The 21,275-nt window shown below is 53.4% G+C and carries 21 protein-coding genes; 13 read left to right on the forward strand and 8 right to left on the reverse strand.

Annotated features, from left to right (window positions below; genetic code table 11):
* Positions 1-62 precede the first annotated feature (62 nt).
* The 9 genes from ynfF (at position 63) to clcB (ending at position 9,818) form a co-directional block, all read left to right on the forward strand.
* Positions 63-2,498 carry a selenate/tellurate reductase subunit YnfF gene (gene ynfF, locus ACLJPQ_RS08835; RefSeq protein WP_080184698.1) on the forward strand — a complete coding sequence of 812 codons (2,436 nt, stop codon included), beginning with the start codon at positions 63-65 and terminating at the stop codon, positions 2,496-2,498.
* 10 nt (positions 2,499-2,508) lie between these two features.
* Positions 2,509-3,126 (forward strand): dimethylsulfoxide reductase iron-sulfur subunit DmsB, encoded by a 618-nt coding sequence (gene dmsB, locus ACLJPQ_RS08840; RefSeq protein ID WP_000213069.1) that lies wholly within the window; start codon positions 2,509-2,511, stop codon positions 3,124-3,126.
* A gap of 1 nt (position 3,127) precedes the next feature.
* Positions 3,128-3,985 (forward strand): dimethyl sulfoxide reductase anchor subunit family protein, encoded by an 858-nt coding sequence (locus ACLJPQ_RS08845; RefSeq protein WP_080184937.1) that lies wholly within the window; start codon positions 3,128-3,130, stop codon positions 3,983-3,985.
* A 42-nt stretch (positions 3,986-4,027) separates the two neighbouring features.
* A complete protein-coding gene (gene dmsD, locus ACLJPQ_RS08850; protein ID WP_000206565.1) occupies positions 4,028-4,642 on the forward strand; it encodes a Tat proofreading chaperone DmsD in 615 nt (204 codons plus the stop codon).
* A 304-nt stretch (positions 4,643-4,946) separates the two neighbouring features.
* Entirely contained in the window at positions 4,947-5,657 is a 711-nt protein-coding gene (gene osmY / locus ACLJPQ_RS08855) for an osmoprotectant ABC transporter permease OsmY (protein ID WP_000557304.1), read from the forward strand.
* 28 nt (positions 5,658-5,685) lie between these two features.
* Positions 5,686-6,588: an osmoprotectant ABC transporter substrate-binding protein OsmX gene (gene osmX, locus ACLJPQ_RS08860; RefSeq protein ID WP_001211193.1), complete on the forward strand. Its 903-nt coding sequence runs from the start codon at positions 5,686-5,688 to the stop codon at positions 6,586-6,588.
* Between the two features lie 9 nt (positions 6,589-6,597).
* The gene (gene osmW, locus ACLJPQ_RS08865; RefSeq protein ID WP_000379677.1) at positions 6,598-7,245 is read left to right on the forward strand and encodes an osmoprotectant ABC transporter permease OsmW; all 648 of its coding nucleotides are present in this window, start codon (positions 6,598-6,600) and stop codon (positions 7,243-7,245) included.
* On the forward strand, positions 7,245-8,393 hold the full coding sequence (osmV, locus tag ACLJPQ_RS08870; protein WP_000593093.1) for an osmoprotectant ABC transporter ATP-binding protein OsmV: 1,149 nt from the start codon (positions 7,245-7,247) through the stop codon (positions 8,391-8,393). Before osmW ends, osmV begins: the two co-directional genes overlap by 1 nt.
* Positions 8,394-8,528: 135 nt before the next feature.
* On the forward strand, positions 8,529-9,818 hold the full coding sequence (gene clcB, locus ACLJPQ_RS08875; RefSeq protein WP_080184936.1) for a voltage-gated ClC-type chloride channel ClcB: 1,290 nt from the start codon (positions 8,529-8,531) through the stop codon (positions 9,816-9,818).
* Here the strand turns inward: clcB and bioD are convergent.
* The 3 genes from bioD to ACLJPQ_RS08890 all read right to left on the reverse strand — a co-directional run bounded on the left by bioD (position 9,774) and on the right by ACLJPQ_RS08890 (position 12,842).
* The gene (gene bioD, locus ACLJPQ_RS08880; protein ID WP_000919233.1) at positions 9,774-10,469 is read right to left on the reverse strand and encodes a dethiobiotin synthase; all 696 of its coding nucleotides are present in this window, start codon (positions 10,467-10,469) and stop codon (positions 9,774-9,776) included. The genes clcB and bioD overlap by 45 nt on opposite strands.
* A 125-nt stretch (positions 10,470-10,594) precedes the next feature.
* On the reverse strand, positions 10,595-11,815 hold the full coding sequence (mlc, locus tag ACLJPQ_RS08885) for a sugar metabolism global transcriptional regulator Mlc (protein ID WP_000225093.1): 1,221 nt from the start codon (positions 11,813-11,815) through the stop codon (positions 10,595-10,597).
* 127 nt (positions 11,816-11,942) lie between these two features.
* Complete coding sequence (locus ACLJPQ_RS08890; RefSeq protein ID WP_001019577.1) at positions 11,943-12,842, reverse strand: LysR family transcriptional regulator; 900 nt, start codon at positions 12,840-12,842, stop codon at positions 11,943-11,945.
* Positions 12,843-12,961: 119 nt separating this feature from the next.
* Between ACLJPQ_RS08890 and ACLJPQ_RS08895 the strand changes: the two genes are divergently transcribed.
* The gene (locus tag ACLJPQ_RS08895; RefSeq protein WP_000091796.1) at positions 12,962-14,215 is read left to right on the forward strand and encodes an MFS transporter; all 1,254 of its coding nucleotides are present in this window, start codon (positions 12,962-12,964) and stop codon (positions 14,213-14,215) included.
* Between the two features lie 66 nt (positions 14,216-14,281).
* Here ACLJPQ_RS08895 and ACLJPQ_RS08900 read toward each other — a convergent pair whose 3' ends face one another.
* Positions 14,282-14,374 carry a KPN_01571 family protein gene (locus tag ACLJPQ_RS08900; protein ID WP_001068154.1) on the reverse strand — a complete coding sequence of 31 codons (93 nt, stop codon included), beginning with the start codon at positions 14,372-14,374 and terminating at the stop codon, positions 14,282-14,284.
* A 235-nt stretch (positions 14,375-14,609) separates the two neighbouring features.
* Here ACLJPQ_RS08900 and asr point away from each other — a divergent pair, with 235 nt between their 5' ends.
* Both asr and ACLJPQ_RS08910 read left to right on the forward strand, forming a co-directional pair.
* Complete coding sequence (gene asr / locus ACLJPQ_RS08905) at positions 14,610-14,861, forward strand: acid resistance repetitive basic protein Asr (RefSeq protein ID WP_000756315.1); 252 nt, start codon at positions 14,610-14,612, stop codon at positions 14,859-14,861.
* A 268-nt stretch (positions 14,862-15,129) separates the two neighbouring features.
* Positions 15,130-15,951, forward strand: a complete 822-nt coding sequence (locus tag ACLJPQ_RS08910; RefSeq protein ID WP_138010011.1) for a trypsin-like serine peptidase — start codon at positions 15,130-15,132, stop codon at positions 15,949-15,951.
* A 34-nt stretch (positions 15,952-15,985) separates the two neighbouring features.
* On the opposite strand, the gene mdtI is transcribed toward ACLJPQ_RS08910, so the two are convergent.
* Positions 15,986-16,315, reverse strand: coding sequence for a multidrug/spermidine efflux SMR transporter subunit MdtI (gene mdtI / locus ACLJPQ_RS08915; protein ID WP_001183821.1), 330 nt, complete (start codon positions 16,313-16,315; stop codon positions 15,986-15,988).
* Positions 16,302-16,664 (reverse strand): multidrug/spermidine efflux SMR transporter subunit MdtJ, encoded by a 363-nt coding sequence (gene mdtJ, locus ACLJPQ_RS08920; protein WP_000500278.1) that lies wholly within the window; start codon positions 16,662-16,664, stop codon positions 16,302-16,304. Before mdtJ ends, mdtI begins: the two co-directional genes overlap by 14 nt.
* Positions 16,665-17,081: 417 nt before the next feature.
* On the opposite strand from mdtJ, the gene ACLJPQ_RS08925 reads away from it, so the two are divergent.
* Positions 17,082-18,116 (forward strand): AI-2E family transporter, encoded by a 1,035-nt coding sequence (locus ACLJPQ_RS08925; RefSeq protein WP_001118267.1) that lies wholly within the window; start codon positions 17,082-17,084, stop codon positions 18,114-18,116.
* A gap of 174 nt (positions 18,117-18,290) precedes the next feature.
* On the opposite strand, the gene pntB is transcribed toward ACLJPQ_RS08925, so the two are convergent.
* Both pntB and pntA read right to left on the reverse strand, forming a co-directional pair.
* Entirely contained in the window at positions 18,291-19,679 is a 1,389-nt protein-coding gene (gene pntB / locus ACLJPQ_RS08930) for a Re/Si-specific NAD(P)(+) transhydrogenase subunit beta (protein WP_000014056.1), read from the reverse strand.
* 10 nt (positions 19,680-19,689) lie between these two features.
* Entirely contained in the window at positions 19,690-21,219 is a 1,530-nt protein-coding gene (gene pntA, locus ACLJPQ_RS08935; protein ID WP_001219354.1) for a Re/Si-specific NAD(P)(+) transhydrogenase subunit alpha, read from the reverse strand.
* Positions 21,220-21,275: the final 56 nt, after the last annotated feature.

The raw sequence follows: 21,275 nt of genomic DNA on the forward strand, positions 1-21,275 counted from the left end.
TCCCCGTTTTGCGAACACAACGACATTTAAAACTCTTTTTTGGATGAGCATAGTGAGCTGTTATGAAAATCACCAACCCTGAGGCATTAATGGCGGCCAGTATCAGCCGACGAAGCCTGGTGAAAACCTCCGCTATCGGTAGCCTTGCGCTTGCCAGTAGCGCTTTCACCCTTCCGTTCTCCCGCATCGCCCACGCCGCAGCAGATCTCGCATCTGGCAATGTGGCAGAAAAAGCGGTCTGGAGTTCATGTACCGTTAACTGCGGCAGCCGCTGCCTGCTGCGCCTGCACGTAAAAGATGACACCGTATATTGGGTTGAATCAGATACCACGGGCAACGATGAATATGGCAACCATCAGGTACGCGCCTGCCTGCGCGGTCGTTCTATTCGTCGCCGGATGAATCATCCCGATCGCCTGAAATATCCGATGAAACGCGTTGGTAAACGAGGAGAAGGCAAATTCGAACGTATCAGTTGGGATGAAGCGTTGGATACCATCGGCGATAACCTGAAACGTATCCTCAAGGACTACGGCAACGAAGCGGTACATGTGCTTTACGGTACCGGCGTGGACGGCGGCAATATTACCAATTCTAACGTACCGTATCGCCTGATGAACGCCTGCGGCGGCTATCTCAGCCGTTACGGTAGCTACAGCACCGCCCAAATCAGCGCGGCCATGAGCTATATGTTCGGCGGCAACGACGGCAACAGTCCGGATGATATCGCCAATACAAAACTGGTGGTGATGTTTGGCAATAACCCCGCGGAAACACGTATGAGCGGCGGCGGCGTGACATACTATGTCGAACAGGCGCGCGAACGCTCCAACGCCCGGATGATCGTCATTGACCCGCGTTATAACGACACTGCTGCCGGCCGCGAAGACGAGTGGCTGCCGATTCGCCCGGGTACCGATGGCGCGCTGGCGGCGGCAATCGCCTGGGTGCTGATTACCGAAGATCTTATTGATAAACCGTTTCTGGATAAATACTGCATCGGCTACGACGAAACCACTCTGCCCGCCTCGGCCCCGCGTAACGCGCACTATAAAGCCTATATTTTGGGTCAGGGCGACGACGGTATCGCCAAAACGCCGCAATGGGCCGCGCAGATTACCAGTATTCCGGCGGAAAAAATCATTCAACTGGCGCGGGAAATCGGCTCGGCGAAACCGGCTTACATTTGCCAGGGCTGGGGACCGCAACGCCACTCTAACGGGGAGCAGACCGCACGCGCAATCGCCATGTTGTCTGTACTCACCGGTAACGTCGGCATAAATGGCGGTAATTCCGGCGTGCGCGAAGGCACCTGGGATCTGGGCGTCGAATGGTTTTCTATGCTGGAGAACCCGGTAAAAACCCAGATTTCGGTCTTTACCTGGACCGACGCTATCGATCATGGCGCGGAAATGACCGCCACACGCGACGGCGTGCGGGGAAAAGACAAGCTCGACGTGCCGATCAAATTTTTGTGGTGCTACGCCAGTAATACGCTGATCAATCAGCATGGCGATATCGCCCACACCCACGAGGTGCTTCAGGACGACAGTAAATGTGAAATGATCGTCGGCATCGAGCACTTTATGACCGCGTCGGCAAAATATTGCGACATTCTGCTGCCTGATTTAATGCCGACCGAGCAGGAAGATCTGATTTCCCACGAATCCGCAGGCAATATGGGCTATGTCATTCTTGGTCAGCCCGCCACCTCGCCGAAATTTGAAAGAAAGCCCATTTACTGGATGCTCAGTGAAGTGGCTAAACGGCTTGGTCCGGACGTATACCAGACCTTCACAGAAGGCCGCACGCAGCATGAGTGGGTCAAATACCTGCACGCAAAAACCAAAGCGCGTAACCCGGAAATGCCGGATTACGAAGAGATGAAACAGACAGGGATTTTCAAGAAAAAATGCCCGGAGGAGCACTACGTCGCTTTCCGCGCCTTCCGCGAAGACCCTGCCGCCAACCCACTGAAAACGCCGTCCGGTAAAATCGAAATCTATTCCGAGCGTCTGGCAACCCTCGCCAACACGTGGGAGCTGAAGAAAGATGAGATTATCCATCCTTTACCCGCCTATACGCCAGGCTTTGACGGTTGGGACGATCCGCTTCGTCAGCGCTACCCGCTACAGCTAACCGGCTTCCACTATAAAGCGCGTACCCACTCCAGCTACGGCAATATCGACGTCCTGCAACAGGCGTGTCCGCAGGAGATCTGGATCAACCCGATTGATGCGCAAGCGCGCGGCATTCAGCACGGCGACACCGTGCGGGTCTTTAACCAGAACGGAGAGATGCTCATTCCGGCAAAAGTCACGCCGCGCATATTGCCTGGCGTCACCGCTATCGGCCAGGGCGCCTGGTTAAATGCCGACATGTTTGGCGACAAAGTCGATCGCGGCGGCTCCATTAACATTCTGACGTCGCACCGGCCTTCCCCACTGGCGAAAGGTAATCCGTCACACAGTAATCTTGTTCAGGTTGAAAAGGCGTAAGGAGTAACCGATGACAACCCAGTATGGATTTTTTATTGATTCCAGTCGTTGCACCGGTTGCAAAACCTGCGAACTGGCCTGCAAGGACTACAAAGATTTGACCCCGGATGTCAGCTTCCGCCGCATTTATGAGTATGCGGGCGGCGACTGGCAGGAAGATAACGGCGTCTGGCACCAGAACGTCTTTGCCTATTACCTCTCCATTTCGTGCAACCACTGCGAAGACCCGGCCTGTACCAAAGTCTGCCCGAGCGGCGCGATGCACAAGCGCGATGACGGTTTTGTGGTGGTGAACGAAGAGGTCTGTATCGGCTGCCGCTACTGCCACATGGCCTGCCCGTACGGCGCGCCGCAGTACAACGCCGCCAAAGGTCATATGACCAAGTGCGACGGCTGTTATGACCGGGTGGCGGAAGGCAAGAAACCGATCTGCGTCGAATCCTGTCCGCTGCGGGCGCTGGATTTCGGCCCGATAGACGAACTGCGCAAAAAACACGGTGAGCTGGCTGCCGTCGCGCCGTTGCCGCGCGCGCATTTCACGAAGCCGAATATTGTGATTAAACCCAACGCCAACAGCCGCCCGACCGGGGACACTACCGGTTATCTGGCCAATCCGAAGGAGGTATAAGATGGGAAGTGGATGGCATGAATGGCCGTTGATGATCTTCACGGTCTTTGGTCAGTGCGTGGTCGGCGCGTTAATCGTTAGCGGACTGGGCTGGCTGACGGCAAAAGACGATACCATCGCCCGTCAGCGCATCGTGCGCAGCATGTTTTTTCTGTGGCTGGTGATGGGACTGGGATTCCTCGCGTCGATTATGCATCTCGGCTCGCCGATGCGCGCGTTTAACTCGCTTAACCGCGTAGGCGCTTCCGCACTGAGTAATGAAATCGCCGCAGGATCGGTGTTCTTTGCCGTAGGCAGCATCTGGTGGCTGGTGGCGGTACTCGGTAAAATGCCCCCGGTGCTGGGTAAAGTGTGGCTGCTGGTCAGTATGGCGCTCGGCGTTGCATTCATCTGGGCAATGACGCTCGTTTATCAGATAGATACCGTGCCAACCTGGTATAATGGCTACACCACGCTGGCCTTTTTCCTCACGGCATTCCTGTGCGGCCCGGTGTTTGCGGCGTTACTGCTACGCATCGCGCGCGTCCCATTTTGCAGCGTGACGTTTGCCAGTATTAGCGGCCTGGCATTGGTGGTGTGCGTGGCGGTCATTGTACTACAAGGACTGTCTCTCTCAACCATTCACAGTTCCGTGCAACAGGCCAGCCATCTCGCACCGGATTACGGTATGCTACAGGTCTGGCGCATTGTCTTGCTTGCTGCCGGATTAGGCTGCTGGCTATGTCCGCTAATCCGTCGCCGCGAACCGCATACCGTTGGTTTGCTGCTCGGTGTCGTGCTGGTGCTGGCAGGCGAAATTATTGGCCGCGGACTTTTTTATGGCCTGCATATGACCGTAGGTATGGCCGTCGCAGGTTAATTTATGCGTGCGGGGCGACCCGCACCTTTCGGGATTGTTTGAATGACCACTTTTTTACAACGTGATGATTTTGCAGTAACGGCGCGTGTTCTCGGCGCGTTGTTTTATTATTCGCCGGAAAGCCACGAAACCGCTCCTCTGGTTCAGGCGCTATTAACCGACGACTGGCAGGCGCAGTGGCCGCTTGATGCCGAGGCGCTTGCGCCTGTGGCGGCTATGTTTAAGACCCATAGCGAAGAGTCGTTGCCACAGGCCTGGCAGCGTCTGTTTATCGGCCCTTACGCTCTGCCGTCTCCGCCGTGGGGTTCCGTCTGGCTGGATCGTGAGAGCGTATTATTTGGCGATTCTACGCTGGCGCTACGTCAGTGGATGCGCGAAAACGGAATTCAGTTTGAAATGCAGCAAAACGAGCCAGAAGATCATTTTGGGTCGCTGTTGCTGCTGGCGGCCTGGCTTGCCGAGAATGATCGTCATCATGAATGCGAACAACTCCTGGCCTGGCATCTGTTTCCGTGGTCGTCCCGCTTTCTGGACGTATTTATCGATCATGCCGGGCATCCGTTTTATCAGGCGTTGGGGCAACTGGCGCGTCTGACGCTGGCGCAATGGCAAGCTCAACTTATTATTCCCGTCGCTGTAAAACCGTTATTCCGTTAATCCCCACAAAAGGCAGGATTTTACCTGCCTTTTCTCCCATTGCGGCCTATTTTTATCTACAAAAAGTGACAACGTCACACTACGCTTCTATTTTTAAGATAATTCTTTATCGTGAATGTTCACGCTAAGCCGCATAAGGGCAAAACATAATTGTTAATAGATGTTTAATAGTGTTAAACATCACGCTTCGCTGGAATCCTTCCCAACCTGTTGCTATAGCTCAAAGCACCCTGCCGGAACATGGCATAACAACACGCGACTCTTAACGTCGCCATAACACATGCAAACAGGGAGACACACCGCAATGCACACCCTCACCCTAAAACGCGTACTTGGGTTCACTATCGTCATTCTGCTGTTACTGGCGCTGTTTATCTGGGGAATCGGTCTGGAGACGCTGAAAGCGCGTCAGGTCGATCTGCTGTATCTCGGACAACGGCATTTGATGCTGGTATTTACGTCCATGTTTTTTGCTTTACTGGTCGGTATCCCGAGTGGGATTTTACTCAGCCGTCCTGCGGCAAAGGGATTTGCTGAATATGTCATGCAAATCTTTAATGTTGGTAATACCTTGCCGCCGCTGGCCGTCCTGGCCTTAGCGATGGTGATTATCGGGATCGGCGATACGCCCGCCATTGTCGCGCTATTTCTGGCCTCCCTTCTGCCTATCGTCCGCAATACCTATGCGGGCCTCTGTTCCGTTCCCGCCTCACTGATTGAAGCGGCGAACGGGATTGGGATGACAAAATGGCAGCGGCTTCGCCAGGTAGAGCTACCTAATGCGTGGCCAGTGATGCTGTCCGGTATTCGCATCGCGACCGCCATCAATGTCGGCACCGCGCCGCTGGCCTTTCTGATTGGCGCCAGCAGCTACGGCGAGCTGATTTTCCCGGGAATTTATCTCAACGATTTTCCGACGTTGATCCTCGGCGCAACGGCCACGGCGTTATTCGCGCTGATTCTTGACACTCTGCTTGCCTGGTTTGGGCGACGCCTTAGCCCTCATACCGTCTGAACGCATAAATAACAATAAGGAGCGTTAAATGAGATTCAAAAAACACCTGTTGGGATGGCTTGCCGCAACGCTGTTGTTCAGTAGCCAGACGCAGGCCGCGCCGCTGGTTCTCGCCACCAAAAGCTTTACCGAGCAGCATATTCTTTCCGCTATGACCGTTCAGTATTTGCAGAAGAAAGGCTTTCAGGTTCAGCCGCAAACCAATATCGCCGCGGTGATTTCACGTAATGCGATGGTGAATAAACAAATTGATATTACCTGGGAATACACCGGTACATCGCTGATTATTTTCAACCGTATCGATAAGCGCATGAGTCCACAGGAAACCTACGACACGGTAAAACGCCTGGATGCGAAGCTGGGCCTGGTATGGCTCAAACCGGCTGACATGAACAATACTTACGCGTTCGCGATGCAGCGTAAACGCGCCGAGTCGGAAAATATCACCACCATATCGCAAATGGTGGCAAAAATCGAACAGGTCCGGCAGAACGATCCTGACCACAACTGGATGCTCGGCCTCGATCTGGAATTCGCCGGGCGCAGCGACGGGATGAAGCCCCTTCAGCAAGCCTATCAGATGCAGCTCGATCGCCCGCAAATACGACAGATGGACCCAGGGCTGGTCTATAACGCCGTTCGGGATGGGCTGGTTGACGCCGGGCTGGTCTATACCACCGACGGACGGGTGAAAGGGTTTGATCTGAAAGTGCTGGAAGATGATAAAGGCTTCTTCCCAAGTTACGCTGTCACGCCCGTGGTGCGTAAAGAGGTGCTGGAAGCCAATCCTGGCCTTGATGACGCCTTAAACACCCTTTCCGGCCTGCTCAATAACGATGTGATATCGACCCTAAACGCCCAGGTCGATATCGAGCATCGCACGCCGCAACAGGTAGCCCATCAATTTTTACAGGACAAAGGTCTGCTGTAAGGAGCGCCTATGGATACGATACATTATATGCTGGATAATGCAGGCTATCTCGCCAGCCTTACTTTTCAGCATCTCTGGCTGGTCGCGCTGGCCGTCGGTCTGGCGATTATCATCGGCGTACCGTTAGGCGTTTTGATTGTACGCCACAAATGGCTGGCAACGCCGGTATTGGGCGCCGCCACGCTACTTCTTACCATTCCGTCTATCGCGCTGTTTGGATTAATGATCCCGCTTTTTTCGCTGATCGGACACGGTATTGGCGTTCTGCCCGCCGTGACGGCCGTTTTTCTCTACTCTTTACTGCCGATTGTCCGTAATACCCATACTGCGCTTGATAGTTTGCCGCCCGGTCTGCGTGAAGCGGGACGCGGCATCGGTATGACTTTCTGGCAACGGCTGCGCTGGGTCGAAATCCCAATGGCCCTACCGGTTATTTTCGGGGGTATCCGCACCGCGGTAGTGATGAATATCGGCGTGATGGCGATTGCCGCGGTGATCGGCGCCGGCGGTCTGGGACTGCTACTGTTAAACGGCATTAGCGGCAGCGATATTCGCATGTTAATTGCCGGCGCGCTGATGATCTGTCTACTGGCAATTGTACTTGACTGGCTGTTGCATCGTCTGCAAGTCGTACTGACACCTAAGGGGATACGATAATGATAAAACTGGAAAATCTCACCAAACAATTTGTACAGAAAAAGGGTCAGCCGCTAAAAGCCGTCGACAACGTCAACCTGAACGTGCCGGAAGGCGAAATGTGCGTCTTACTCGGTCCCTCCGGCTGCGGCAAAACCACCACGTTAAAGATGATCAACCGGCTGATCGCGCCCAGCAGCGGTAATATTCTTATCAACGGCGAGAATACCAACGATATGGATACGGTAACGCTACGCCGCAATATTGGGTATGTTATCCAACAGATCGGCCTGTTTCCTAATATGACGATTGAAGAAAATATTACCGTTGTGCCGCGCATGTTGGGTTGGGACAAAGCGCGCTGCAAGCAACGCGCCGAAGAGTTGATGGACATGGTGGCGCTGGATGCCAGAAAATTTCTGCATCGCTATCCAAAGGAGATGTCCGGGGGACAGCAACAGCGTATTGGCGTGATCCGCGCTCTGGCCGCCGATCCGCCGGTACTGCTGATGGATGAGCCCTTCGGCGCGGTGGACCCCATTAACCGCGAAGTGATCCAGAACCAGTTTCTGGATATGCAGCGTAAGCTAAAAAAGACCGTTATGCTGGTCAGCCATGATATCGACGAAGCGCTAAAACTCGGCGACCGTATCGCCGTGTTCCGTCAGGGGCGAATTGTACAGTGCGCCAGTCCTGATGAACTGCTGGCCAAACCGGCTAACGAGTTTGTCGGGTCGTTTGTCGGTCAGGACAGAACGTTAAAGCGTTTGCTACTGGTCTCCGCAGGCGATGTTACCGACCAACAGCCAACCATTACCGCGCGGCCTTCCACGCCGTTAAGCGAGGCGTTCGGCATTATGGATGATCACGATATTCGCGCCATTACCGTCATTGACAACGACGGTAAGCCACTGGGATTTGTGAAGCGCCGGGAAGCGCGGAACGCCAGCGGAATCTGCGCCGATATCACCCATCCTTTCCGTATTACGGGCAAAGCGGAAGATAACCTGCGTATTGTGCTGTCCAGATTGTACGAAAGTAATACCAGCTGGATGCCGATCGTTGATGAAGACGGACGCTATAACGGTGAAATCTCTCAGGATTACATCGCCGATTATCTCAGCTCAGGCCGCACGCGTCGGGCGCTAAATATTCACGAAAGCAGCTAACGTTACCGCCGGATGGCCTCTCGCTATCCGGCAATATCATTATTGTACGCAATATTATATCGCACATAGTGCTTTTGCGTCTGACGCCATTTCCCCGCAGAATAGGCTATCCTGAAACTCCCTGTTTACCCGCTCATGCATCGTTTACACGCTTACCCGGATCTGCGCGCGATGTTTCGTCGCCTGCTGATCGCTACGCTCATCGGTATTCTCGCGGCGCTGGCTGTCGCCGCTTTCCGTCATGCGATGCAATTGCTGGAGTGGATTTTCCTGAGTAATGACACCGGCAGTCTGGTGAATGCGGCTGAGGGGCTTTCGCCCTGGCGACGGCTGATTACGCCGGCGCTTGGCGGCCTGGCCGCTGGTCTGTTGCTGTGGGGGTGGCAAAAAATGAACCAACAGCGCCCCCATGCGCCCACTGACTATATGGAAGCATTGCAAACCGACGGGCAATTTGACGTTGGCGCCAGTCTGGTGAAATCGCTGGCCTCGCTGCTGGTCGTGGTCAGCGGCAGCGCAATTGGTCGCGAAGGCGCAATGATCCTCCTCGCCGCGCTGGCGGCATCCAGCTTTGCCCGACGCTTCACGCCGCGTGAGGAATGGAAATTATGGATCGCCAGCGGCGCCGCTGCGGGCATGGCGGGCGCTTACCATGCGCCGCTGGCGGGCAGCCTGTTTATCGCGGAGATCCTGTTCGGTACCTTAATGCTGGCTTCCCTCGGCCCGGTTGTCGTTTCCGCCGTCGTCGCCCTGCTAACCACCCATGTATTAAACGGTAGCGATTCACTACTCTATACCGTACATCTGACCGTTGATCTCCACGCGCGGGAGTACGTCATGATAGTCAGTACTGGCCTGGTCGCCGGTCTGTGCGGCCCATTGCTGATGTGGCTGATGACGGCCAGCCATAATAGTTTCTTACGCTTAAAACTGTCCCCGCCCTGGCAACTGGCGTTGGGCGGGCTTATTGTCGGATTACTGTCGTTACTCACGCCCACGGTATGGGGAAACGGCTATAGCGTCGTACAATCATTTTTGCTCTCCCCGCCGCTATTCTCGCTGATTGGCGGAATTTTTGTGTGCAAAATCCTGGCGGTGCTCGCCAGTAGCGGATCTGGCGCGCCGGGCGGCGTCTTTACGCCAACATTATTTGTCGGATTATCAATTGGAATGTTTCTGGGTCGGATATGGGGATTCTGGATGCCAGGCTCGGATGAAATAGCGATTTTATTGGGGCTGGCGGGTATGGCGACGCTACTGGCGGCGACAACCCATGCGCCGATAATGTCCACCCTGATGATTTGTGAAATGACCGGCGAGTATCAGTTACTCCCCGGTCTGCTGATTGCCTGTGTAGTCGCGTCAGTGCTCTCGCGAACGTTACGCCATGATTCTATCTACCGCCAGCACGCTGCCGAGCATTGACAAACGAATATACTGCCCCAGCTCACGCTGCTCGGCGCGCGGCAGGTACGGTAGCTCGCCAATCAGTGGCGCTGGCAGTTTTTTCCCAAGCACATCAATAATTTCAGCATAATGCGCCAGGCCAGGATTGATACGATTCGCCACCCAGCCAATTAATGGCAGTCCATCATTAGCGACAGCTTGCGCAGTCAGTAGCGCATGATTAATGCACCCCTCCTGAATCCCTACCACCATCAATACCGGTAACTGTTCCTGTACCACCCATTCGGACAATGGACGTAAATCATTCATCAAACTACGCCAGCCGCCAGTACCCTCCACAACCACGTGGTCCACTTTATCGCTCAGGCTCGCCAGACCGTTGGACAGCAAGGTGTAATTTATAGGACAGCTATGCGCGACGCTGCTTTCTTCTTCGCTTAACGCGATCGGATTAATCGCCTCATACGGCAACTCCAGCGAAGAGACGCTTTGCAATACCAGCGCGTCTTTGTTGCGCATCCCTTCTGCAGTCTCTTTGCTCCCTTTAGCGACAGGTTTATACCCTGCAACGCTCTTACCACTCGACGCTAACGCTTGTAGTAATGCGCGGGAAACCACCGTCTTCCCAACAGAAGTGTCTGTACCTGTAATAAAGAAACGCTTCAGCATCACTAACTCCACCGTTATGCTTCGAAAATATAAGCCAGGAAAATAATACAGTGGAGAAAGTCTAAGATATGGCAAGGGCAATCAGCTTGAGTTAGCGCAAATTTTTGTACAACAGTTAAAAAATGTTAACCCTGTAATAGACGAATCAACAAAGAGCCGTTATACATCGCGTCTTTTACCAACGCCGCCCCGGCCATCGTGCCCTGGTTGGTAAACTGCGTGCTTTCCACTACCGTATTCCTGCTGTAGGCGGGCAGCGCCTGCTGACGGATACTGTCAGCAATGGCCGGAAAAAGGATATCAGCTGCTTTACTTAGCGGCGAACCAATAAGAATTTTTTGCGGATTAAATAAATTCACCATGATAGCCAGAATGCGTCCGACATGCGCGCCAACGCCGCTAATAATATCTTTTGCTAATAGATCTCCCTGCATCGCCGCCTGACACAGTGAATCTACCGTTAACGGCTGGCCGTGCAACATTGAACTCATCGATTGATTAAGCCGAAGCTGCGTAAGTTCCAGCACACTATCGACGCTGGCGATGGTCTCCAGACAGCCATGATTACCGCAATAACAGCGCTTACCATAAGGATCGACCTGGGTATGCCCAATCTCTACCAGACTGCTACTGCCCGCATGAAGCAAATGACCGTCGGTGATAACGCCCGCCCCCACATTATGATCAATCACCACCTGGATAACGTCGCGCGCGCCGCGTGAGGCGCCAAAAAGCGCCTCTGCCATCGTCCAGGCGCTAATATCATGCTGAATGTAAACCGGTACGCCGGTGTGCCGCTCCAGCGCATCTCCCAAAGGCATCTCTTTGACATCTTCGTAATACGGCATCCGGTGCACAACGCCGTTTTCGGTATCGATAATGCCCGGTAACGTAATGGCAATAGAGGTCAGACGCTCCAGTTTCTGCTGATGGCGGGTAAAAAACCGATCAACGTGCGTAATAATTCGCTCAAGCAACGGCGTGGCTTCGTTTAACGGCAGCGGCAGACACTCTTCTACCACCAGTTTGCTGCTAAGATCGCGCAGCGCAAGGAAAATTTCGCCACGGCTAATACGAATAGATAAATAGTGCCAGGCTTCCGTTTCCACCATCAGCCCGACGGCGGGACGTCCGCGACTGCCCGCCTCTTTAATTTCAAGTTCCTGAACCAAATGCGCTTCCAGCATTTCGCGAACAATTTTCGTAATACTGGCAGGCGCCAACTGCGCCAGACGAGACAGGTCAATTCGCGATACCGGTCCGAGCTGATCAATCAGGCGATACACTGCGCCAGCATTGGTCTGCTTAATTTGATCGATATGCCCAGGCTGACTATCAGCAACCACCGCTCACTCCCTTTATTTTCGCGCTCCGAAATAATCTGTGTGCTATGGTGAAACACTTCAATACTCGCCGTCAACTTTTTGCTTAGCCGTGTGATTAACTGCACATTTTCACCCTTTTTAAGCGTAATTAATCCCGTCGGGCAGCCAGTAATAGCAGTTGGCAAAACCGCTGTACGGCATGACTCTGTTCATGATGCTTCGGCCATACCAGCCACATTTCAGATACGGCGTCCTCTTCCGCCAGGGGAACCCAGCGCATCTCGCTCATCTGTACACGCTTAAAGGATGCCGGCAGAATCGAGACACCCAGCCCCGCCGCCACCAGACCGATAATGGTCATTGCCTCGCCAACCTCCTGCGTGATGGTCGGCGACAGGTTATAGCGCCGCATCAGGCCGAGAATATCGTCGTAGAGGCCCGTCCCGACATGCGGATCGAAAAAGACGAAAGGTTCTTCCGCCAGTTCTGTCAGACTGACGACCGGCTTTTGCGCCAGCCGATGTTCGCGCGGGATCATGGCCATAAGCGGCTCATGCAAAATCACCTCGCGATTAAGTGTGTCGGGCAGCGGCGTATTCCGCAGCAAGCCAATATCCAGTACGCCTTCGTTGAGCGGCGCGATTTGCTCACGCGTATTCATTTCACGCGTTTGCATATGCACTCCCGGATAGGACTGGCGGAACAGCGAAAAGGTATGCGATACCGCCCGAATAAAAGGCGCTGAAGACGTAAAGCCAATACGGATTTCACCCGCTTCGCCCTGATGCAACCGCTCGGCGCGAGCGGCGGCGTCGTTTACCAGACTCAGGATGTGTCGGCTGTCCACCAGAAACTGTCGCCCGGCGGCCGTTAACGCTACGCTGCGGTTGGTCCGCGCCAGTAATCGCGCGCCGACCTGCTGCTCCAGAATTTGTATCTGCTGACTGAGCGGCGGCTGCGAGATATTGAGGCGCGCGGCGGCACGACCAAAATGCAGCTCTTCTGCTACCGCCACAAAGTAACGTAAATGACGTAATTCGATATTCATATTTTTAACGTCTTATTTGAGACAATTAATATATTAGACAGAATATTTTGCTTTTTCTATGCTTTACATGTCGGTTATACCCGTCTCCTGTTGACGGAGATGTAAAGCAAGGATTTAACGTGAGTCGTACAACTATTCTCGATGACGCCACGGCGAGCGATATCGATGAACAACGCCATTCTCAGCCGGTTCAATTTATTAAACGCGGTACAGCGCCTTTCATGCGCGTCACGCTGGCCCTTTTTTCCGCGGGCCTGGCGACTTTCGCGCTCCTTTATTGCGTTCAGCCTATACTACCGGTACTTTCCCAGGAGTTTGGCGTCTCCCCCGCCAGCAGCAGCGTTTCACTTTCTATTTCTACCGCCATGCTGGCTATCGGCTTACTTTTTACCGGCCCGCTTTCTGATGCGATAGGCCGTAAACCGGTGATGGTCACCGCGTTGTTATTAGCTTCCTGCTGCACATTGTTATCAACCATGATGACCAGCTGGCATGGTATTCTGATTATGCGTGCGCTGATCGGTTTGTCGTTAAGCGGCGTCGCCGCGGTGGGAATGACCTACCTGAGTGAAGAAATCCATCCCAGCTTTGTCGCTTTCTCCATGGGGCTCTATATTAGCGGTAATTCCATCGGCGGGATGAGCGGGCGTTTATTAAGCGGCGTCATGACCGACTTTTTTAACTGGCGCATCGCGCTGGCGGCCATCGGATGCTTTGCGCTTGCGTCCGCGCTGATGTTCTGGAAGATTTTACCCGCCTCGCAACATTTCCGTCCCACGTCGCTACGGCCTAAAACGCTATTTATTAATTTCCGTCTCCACTGGCGCGATCGGGGGTTACCTCTGCTGTTTGCAGAAGGTTTTTTACTGATGGGCGCGTTCGTCACCCTGTTTAACTACATTGGTTATCGCCTGATGCTCTCCCCCTGGGAATTAAGCCAGGCCGTGGTCGGACTGTTATCCGTAGCCTATCTCACCGGCACATGGAGCTCGCCGAAAGCTGGCGCAATGACCTCACGCTATGGCCGGGGGCCGGTGATGCTGTTCTCTACCGCAGTAATGCTGGGTGGGCTTTTACTGACGCTTTTTACCTCGCTTTGGCTGATTTTTGCCGGGATGCTGCTTTTTTCCGCCGGCTTTTTCGCCGCGCACTCCGTGGCCAGTAGTTGGATTGGCCCGCGTGCGCGCCGGGCGAAGGGACAGGCCTCGTCACTTTATCTTTTCAGCTATTATCTGGGGTCCAGTATCGCCGGGACGCTAGGCGGCGTATTCTGGCATAGTTACGGCTGGAACGGCGTAGGCGGTTTTATCGCGCTAATGCTGGTGCTGGCCATCCTGGTCGGGACGCGGTTACATCACCGTCTTCATGCCTGAAAAGAAATAATCCGGCGATAGCAACGTGCGCTATCGCCGGGCTGGTTTCACGCCACGACTCACTGTTCACCATAGACCTGTCAGGCTTGATACGCCCATAACTTCTCTGATTGCATCCAGCGCCAGAAGCGTAAATACCACCCAGATTATCGGATTCATATACGGTGTGCCTGTTATTCTGGAGGGCGGATATTACCGACTCTGCGACCAAAAATAACGGCCGGTAACGTAAAGCTACCTATTATGGTGGGGGCTGACATCGCGTTACCGGGGGATTGTACATAGCGTTACATGCCGAAACCAATCACTCACGGAAGCCTTTTGATAACAGCGATATAGTCATTTCACCGGCCCCGCAGTGGGGTTGAATGAAAACCAAATCGAGGGTATCAAAATGAAAAAAGTATTAGCTCTGGTTGTTGCCGCTGCAATGGGTCTCTCTTCCGCAGCATTCGCGGCTGAGACTGCAACGCCTGCGAAAACCGCAACGCCTGCCAAAACAACCCAGAACACCCAGCACCACAAAAAACAGCATAAAAAAACCGTTGAGCAAAAAGCGCAGGCGGCTAAAAAGCACCAGAAAAAAGATGGCAAAAAAGCCCCAGCCAAATCTACGTCAAAAACAACTTCGCAGCCGGCTGCGTAAGTCGTAACATGCTGCGGCGCGCCCCCGCGCCCGTTTTTACGGCGCTAAATTGTTCTGGTTTAGCGCCGCCTTCCGGGAGGGCAAAAAAGTGTCTCGCTACCGCTTTGAGCTCATTCTTATCGTGCTTATTTTATGCGCCGCTATTGCCACGCATTTCTATCTTTCCTGAGTGTAGTTATCTGATTTTACTCCCACTTTCTTACCGTCACGTCTATAGTAGTACTGAGGGTTTGTTGTTAATAATCATAATTACCCACCAGAGTGTGATATGCATAAAACCATTGCTGTATTACTGGGCATAGTGTGTTTTTTACCGGTTATGGCGAAAGCCAGGGGGACTGAAACAGACGCCACGGATGCCAGCGACGTCAAAACGCTTTTTTTTAACCATGACGATCGGGTGCCCGTCGCCTATCCTACCCAATCGCCGTGGGATGCCATCGGGCAACTAGAGACCGCCAGCGGTAATTTGTGTACGGCAACACTTATCTCCCCGCATATCGCCCTGACAGCAGGTCACTGCCTGCTAACGCCACCGAAAGGAAAACCAGACAAGGCGGTTGCGCTGCGTTTTGTGGCGCGAAAAGGAGTATGGCGCTATGAAATCCACGGCATTGAAGGCCGCGTTGAACCGTCGCTGGGCCGACGTCTGAAAGCGGATGGCGATGGCTGGATTGTGCCGCCTGCTGCGGCAAGCTGGGATTTTGGTCTGGTAATATTGCGCTACCCACCTTCCGGTATCACGCCAGTGCCTTTATTTACCGGCGATAAAGCGGCGCTCACTGCGGCGTTGAAAGCCGCAGACCGAAAAGTCACGCAGTCTGGTTATCCGGAAGATCATCTGAATGCGCTCTATTCCCATCAGGATTGCGTCGTGACCGGCTGGGCGCAGAATGCCGTACTCTCACACCAGTGCGACACGTTACCTGGCGACAGCGGCTCGCCGTTATTATTGCACACGGATAGCGGATGGCAGCTCATTGGCGTACAAAGCTCCGCCCCTGCGGCTAAAGATCGCTGGCGCGCCGATAACCGCGCTATATCCGTCACCGGCTTTCGCGATAAGCTGAAAGCCCTGGCGCAGGACTAATACGCGAATCGCTGCCTGACCGGCAGCGATCGTCTCAGGCAAATTTTATCATGACCATTCCGGCGAGCAGCAATATCACGCCAACCCAGCCTTTGGGATTTAAGCGCTGGCCGAAGAGCACCCAGCCCGCCGCCAGCGTGGCGGCAATACCAAAACCGCCCCATAGCGCATACGCCACCGACAGGTCTATCCCTTTTACCGCCTGGGAAAGCGCGCTGAAGGCGGCCAGAACAGCGGCAAGCGATAAGATGCCATAGCATTTACGGCGAAAGCCGTCCGAAAATTTCAACAGTACGTTAGCCGCGATTTCCAGCATTATTGCCAGCCCAAGCCAGGCGCCGTGTATCCATTCAAATTGTTGCACGAGTCGCCTCCTTCACCGGTTTGCCGGGTTTACGCGTCCCTGATTTGATCAATACGATGCCAGCGACCAGCGTCAGCAAGCCGGCTATCTTCATGGTTGATAATGCTTCATCAAATAGCAGCACGCTAAAAATGGTAATAAATAAAATGCCGATCCCTTCCCATAAGGCATACGCTACACCCAGGGCAATCTTTTTTACCGCAAAAGAAAGAAATATATATGACAGCGTGATCATCACCAGCATTAAAATAAAACCCGCATTGCCATTACCCACGCTAGCCCATTTCATTGAGAGCGTGCCGGTAATTTCAGTCGCGATAGCCAGAGCTAATAAAATCCAGTAAAACATGACACTTCTCCTGCATGAGAATATACTCTTTCGAGTCTGCTGCACGCAGCAAACTAAAAAATAAAATCAGTTAGCACAGCGCATTGCGCCAGCTCAGGCAGAAGTGAGAGACTAAAGTGCGTTACGCCAGTGCTGCTCGCCGATAAGCAGGAAAAAGGAGGTAGAGTGAAGATGCGTTTGCGTGGAGAAAAAAGCGCTGAACATATTGTCCATAATATTACAATTATCCGCAGTGTTGCTTCTCGTCATCGCGGATGATAATTGTCCTCGGTAGTTGAACACGCCTGATTTGTATCATAAGCCAGGAATTAACTCAAAATATTTTCACTTCTTTACCTGAAGTGTTTGATTTTAACCAGAACAGGTCGACCGACATCACATTATTATTCGTGTCGGCATCAGAAAACAGGGACTGATATGGCAAAACCGATCATCACGCTCAATGGTCTAAAAATCGTCATTATGCTGGGAATGCTGGTAGTTATTCTGAGCGGTATCCGCTTCGCCGCAGATATCATTGTTCCCTTTATTTTGGCGTTATTTATTGCAGTCGTTCTCAATCCCGTTGTGCAACGGATGACCCGATGCCGAATTCCGCGCGTTATCGCCGTATCATTGCTCATTGTGATTATTGTTATGTTAATGGTACTGCTACTGGCCTATTTGGGGACATCATTAAATGAACTGGCTCGTACCCTACCGCAATATCGCTCCTCATTGGTGATACCGTTGCAACGTATTGAACCGTGGTTACAGCGAGCAGGCATTGGCGTGTCGGTTGATGAGCTGGCGAAATATATCGATCCAAACGCCGCCATGACTCTGGTAACGAACCTGCTCACCCAACTGTCCAATGCCATGTCGTCCATCTTTTTATTGTTATTGACCGTGGTATTTATGCTGCTGGAGGTTCCACAATTGCCTGAAAAACTGCAGCAGATGATGAGCCGTCCGGCGGAAGGCATGGCGGCAATTCAACGCGCGCTTGATAGCGTTTCCCATTATCTGGTGTTAAAAACAGCGATCAGTATCGTGACGGGGCTGGTCGCATGGGGAATGCTGGCCGCGCTGGATGTCCGCTTCGCCTTTGTCTGGGGTCTACTGGCCTTCGCGCTGAACTATATTCCTAATATTGGATCGGTGCTCGCTGCCCTGCCACCCATTATTCAGGTGCTGGTATTTAACGGGTTTTATGATGCGCTGCTGGTGCTGGCAGGCTATCTGCTGATTAATCTGGTCTTCGGCAATATCCTTGAGCCACGAATCATGGGACGTGGTTTAGGCCTTTCAACCTTAGTGGTATTTTTGTCGTTAATTTTCTGGGGCTGGCTATTAGGTCCGGTGGGCATGTTGCTCTCCGTTCCGTTAACCATCATTGTCAAAATCGCCCTCGAACAGACCACCGGCGGGCAGAGTATCGCCGTTCTGCTTAGCGATTTAAACAAAAGATAAAATGCAATACATACACAAAATCATTCAAGATGCATCGCGGCGGCAAGGGAAGAAATCCCCGGGAGCATAGATAACGATGTGACCGGGGTTTCTGAGCGCAGCCAACAAAGAGGCAGCTTAAAAGATGAAGTGTATAAAAACGGCCTCCAAAGAGGCCGTCGCACGTTTAAAAGATTAAAGCGCTTTCAGAATTGCATCCACGCTGGCTTTTGCATCGCCAAACAGCATTTGCGTATTCTCTTTAAAGAACAGCGGGTTCTGCACACCAGCATAACCAGTATTCATTGAACGCTTAAAGACCACGACATTCTGTGCTTTCCACACTTCGAGAACCGGCATACCGGCGATCGGGCTGCGGGGATCGTCTTGCGCCGCCGGGTTCACCGTATCGTTCGCGCCAATCACCAGCACGGTATCGGTATCGGCGAAATCATCATTGATTTCGTCCATTTCCAGCACGATGTCATAAGGCACTTTCGCCTCCGCCAACAGCACGTTCATATGCCCCGGCAGGCGACCCGCCACCGGATGAATGCCGAAACGCACGTTGATACCGCGTGCACGCAGTTTTTCGGTGATTTCCGCCACCGGATACTGCGCCTGCGCCACCGCCATCCCGTACCCCGGCGTAATAATGACGGAGTGGGAGTTTTTCAGCATCTCAGCGGTCTCTTCCGCCGTGATTTCGCGATGTTCGCCAGCTTCCTGATCGTCGCCCGTTGAGGAGCCGTCAGTACCGAACCCACCAGCAATAACGCTGATGAAAGAGCGGTTCATCGCTTTACACATAATGTAAGACAGGATCGCGCCTGACGAACCGACCAGCGCGCCGGTCACAATCAGCAAATCGTTGCTCAACATGAAGCCAGCCGCCGCGGCAGCCCAACCGGAATAGGAGTTCAGCATTGAAACAACCACCGGCATGTCCGCCCCGCCGATAGAAGCGACCAGATGCCAACCAAACGCCAGCGCGATAATGGTCATCAGCAGCAGCGCCAGAACCTGTAGACCCACGCTTTCGGTACGAACAAAAACCAGCAGCAACAGGAAAGAAACAACCAGCGCCGCCAGGTTCATTTTGTGACGGTTAGGCAACATCAACGGCTTAGAAGAGATTTTGCCGCGCAGTTTACCAAACGCTACGATCGATCCAGTGAAAGTGACTGCGCCAATAAAGATACCGAGGAAGACTTCGGTCAGATGGATATTCACCAGCACCGGCGCCAGACTGGCGTCATGGTACAGATAGCTGTTAAAGCCAACCAGTACCGCCGCCAGGCCCACGAAACTGTGCAGAATCGCGACCAGCTCCGGCATCTCGGTCATCTCAACTTTTTTCGCCATGCGGATGCCAATCGCGCCGCCAATAATCATGGCGACCAGAATCCATGCCACGTTGCCGGTATCCGGCCCGAAAATGGTCGCCAGCAACGCGATCGCCATCCCGGCAATACCGAAGTTATTCCCCTGGCGGGACGTTTCATGCTTTGAAAGCCCGGCAAGACTGAAAATAAACAGGATCGCGGCAACAATGTATGCAGCTGTAACTAATCCTCCAGACATGTGTTACCCCTTAGTTTTTCCGGAACATTTTCAGCATACGCTGAGTCACGGTGAAGCCACCGAAAATATTAATGCTGGCGATAAGCACCGCGATAAAGCTCAGGAAGCTGACCCAGCCGCCCTGACCAATTTGCAATAATGCCCCGACAACAATAATCCCTGAAATTGCGTTGGTCACCGACATTAATGGCGTATGAAGCGCATGAGACACGTTCCACACCACGTAATAACCAACCACGCAGGCGAGCGCAAACACGGTAAAATGGCCGAGGAACTCTTTTGGCGCGACATCGGCCAGCCAGCCAAAAAGAATGATCGCCAGCGCCATTAACGCATACTTCCGCCAGGGTGAAGCGGGCTTTTCCGGCTCTTTTGGTGCAGGTGCTGCTTTAGGCGCGGCCTGTGGCTGCGCGGAAACCTGGATTGGCGGCGCAGGCCAGGTAATGTCGCCGTCGCGAATCACCGTCACGCCACGGATCACGACATCGTCAAAATCCACGTCAATATTGCCGTCTTTCTCTTTGCACAGCAGCTTCAGCAGGTTAACCAGGTTGGTGCCATAAAGCTGGGATGACTGCGTCGGCAAACGCCCCGGTAGATCGGTGTAGCCAATCACTTTTACGCCATTGTCCGTCGTCACAACCTGATTGGCGACGGTATATTCGCAGTTACCGCCATTCTGCGCGGCCAGGTCGACAATCACGCTGCCGGCCTTCATAGAATCGACCATATCGCGGGTAATCAGCTTCGGCGCTGGTTTGCCCGGAATCAACGCGGTGGTAACGATGATATCGACCTCTTTGGCCTGGGCGGCAAAGAGCGCCATTTCCGCTTTGATAAACGCCTCGGACATCACTTTGGCGTAACCATCGCCGCTACCGGCTTCCTCTTTAAAATCCAGTTCGAGGAACTCAGCCCCCATACTCTGGACCTGCTCTTTGACTTCAGGACGAGTGTCAAACGCGCGGACAATCGCCCCCAGGCTGTTTGCCGCGCCGATAGCCGCAAGACCGGCAACGCCCGCGCCAATCACCATCACCTTCGCCGGCGGCACTTTCCCGGCGGCGGTGATTTGGCCGGTAAAGAAGCGCCCAAATTCATGCGCGGCCTCTACAATGGCGCGATAACCCGCGATATTCGCCATTGAGCTTAACGCGTCGAGCGACTGCGCGCGGGAAATACGCGGCACGGAGTCCATCGCCATCACCGTGACCTTACGTTCGGCAAGTTTCTCCATTAACCCAGGATTTTGCGCAGGCCAGATAAAACTGACCAGCGTAGTCCCGGGGTTCAGTAAAGCGATTTCATCTTCTTCAGGCGCATTAACCTTGAGAATAATTTCCGACTGCCAGATAGCATTGCCGTCTACAATATCCGCGCCAGCCTGCGCAAACGCTTTGTCGTCAAAACTTGCCAGTTGACCCGCCCCGCTTTCGATAGCGACGCTAAACCCCAGCTTCAGTAGCTGCTCTACCGTTTTCGGCGTCGCAGCGACACGGGTTTCATTGGGTAACCGCTCTTTTGGTATGCCAATTCGCATAAATGTTCCCTTCCATCGGTATTTTTGATGATGGTTTGTCAGTAAGCGCGAGAAGC

Source organism: Salmonella sp. SAL04213 (genome assembly GCF_046550535.1).
GTDB lineage: Bacteria > Pseudomonadota > Gammaproteobacteria > Enterobacterales > Enterobacteriaceae > Salmonella > Salmonella enterica.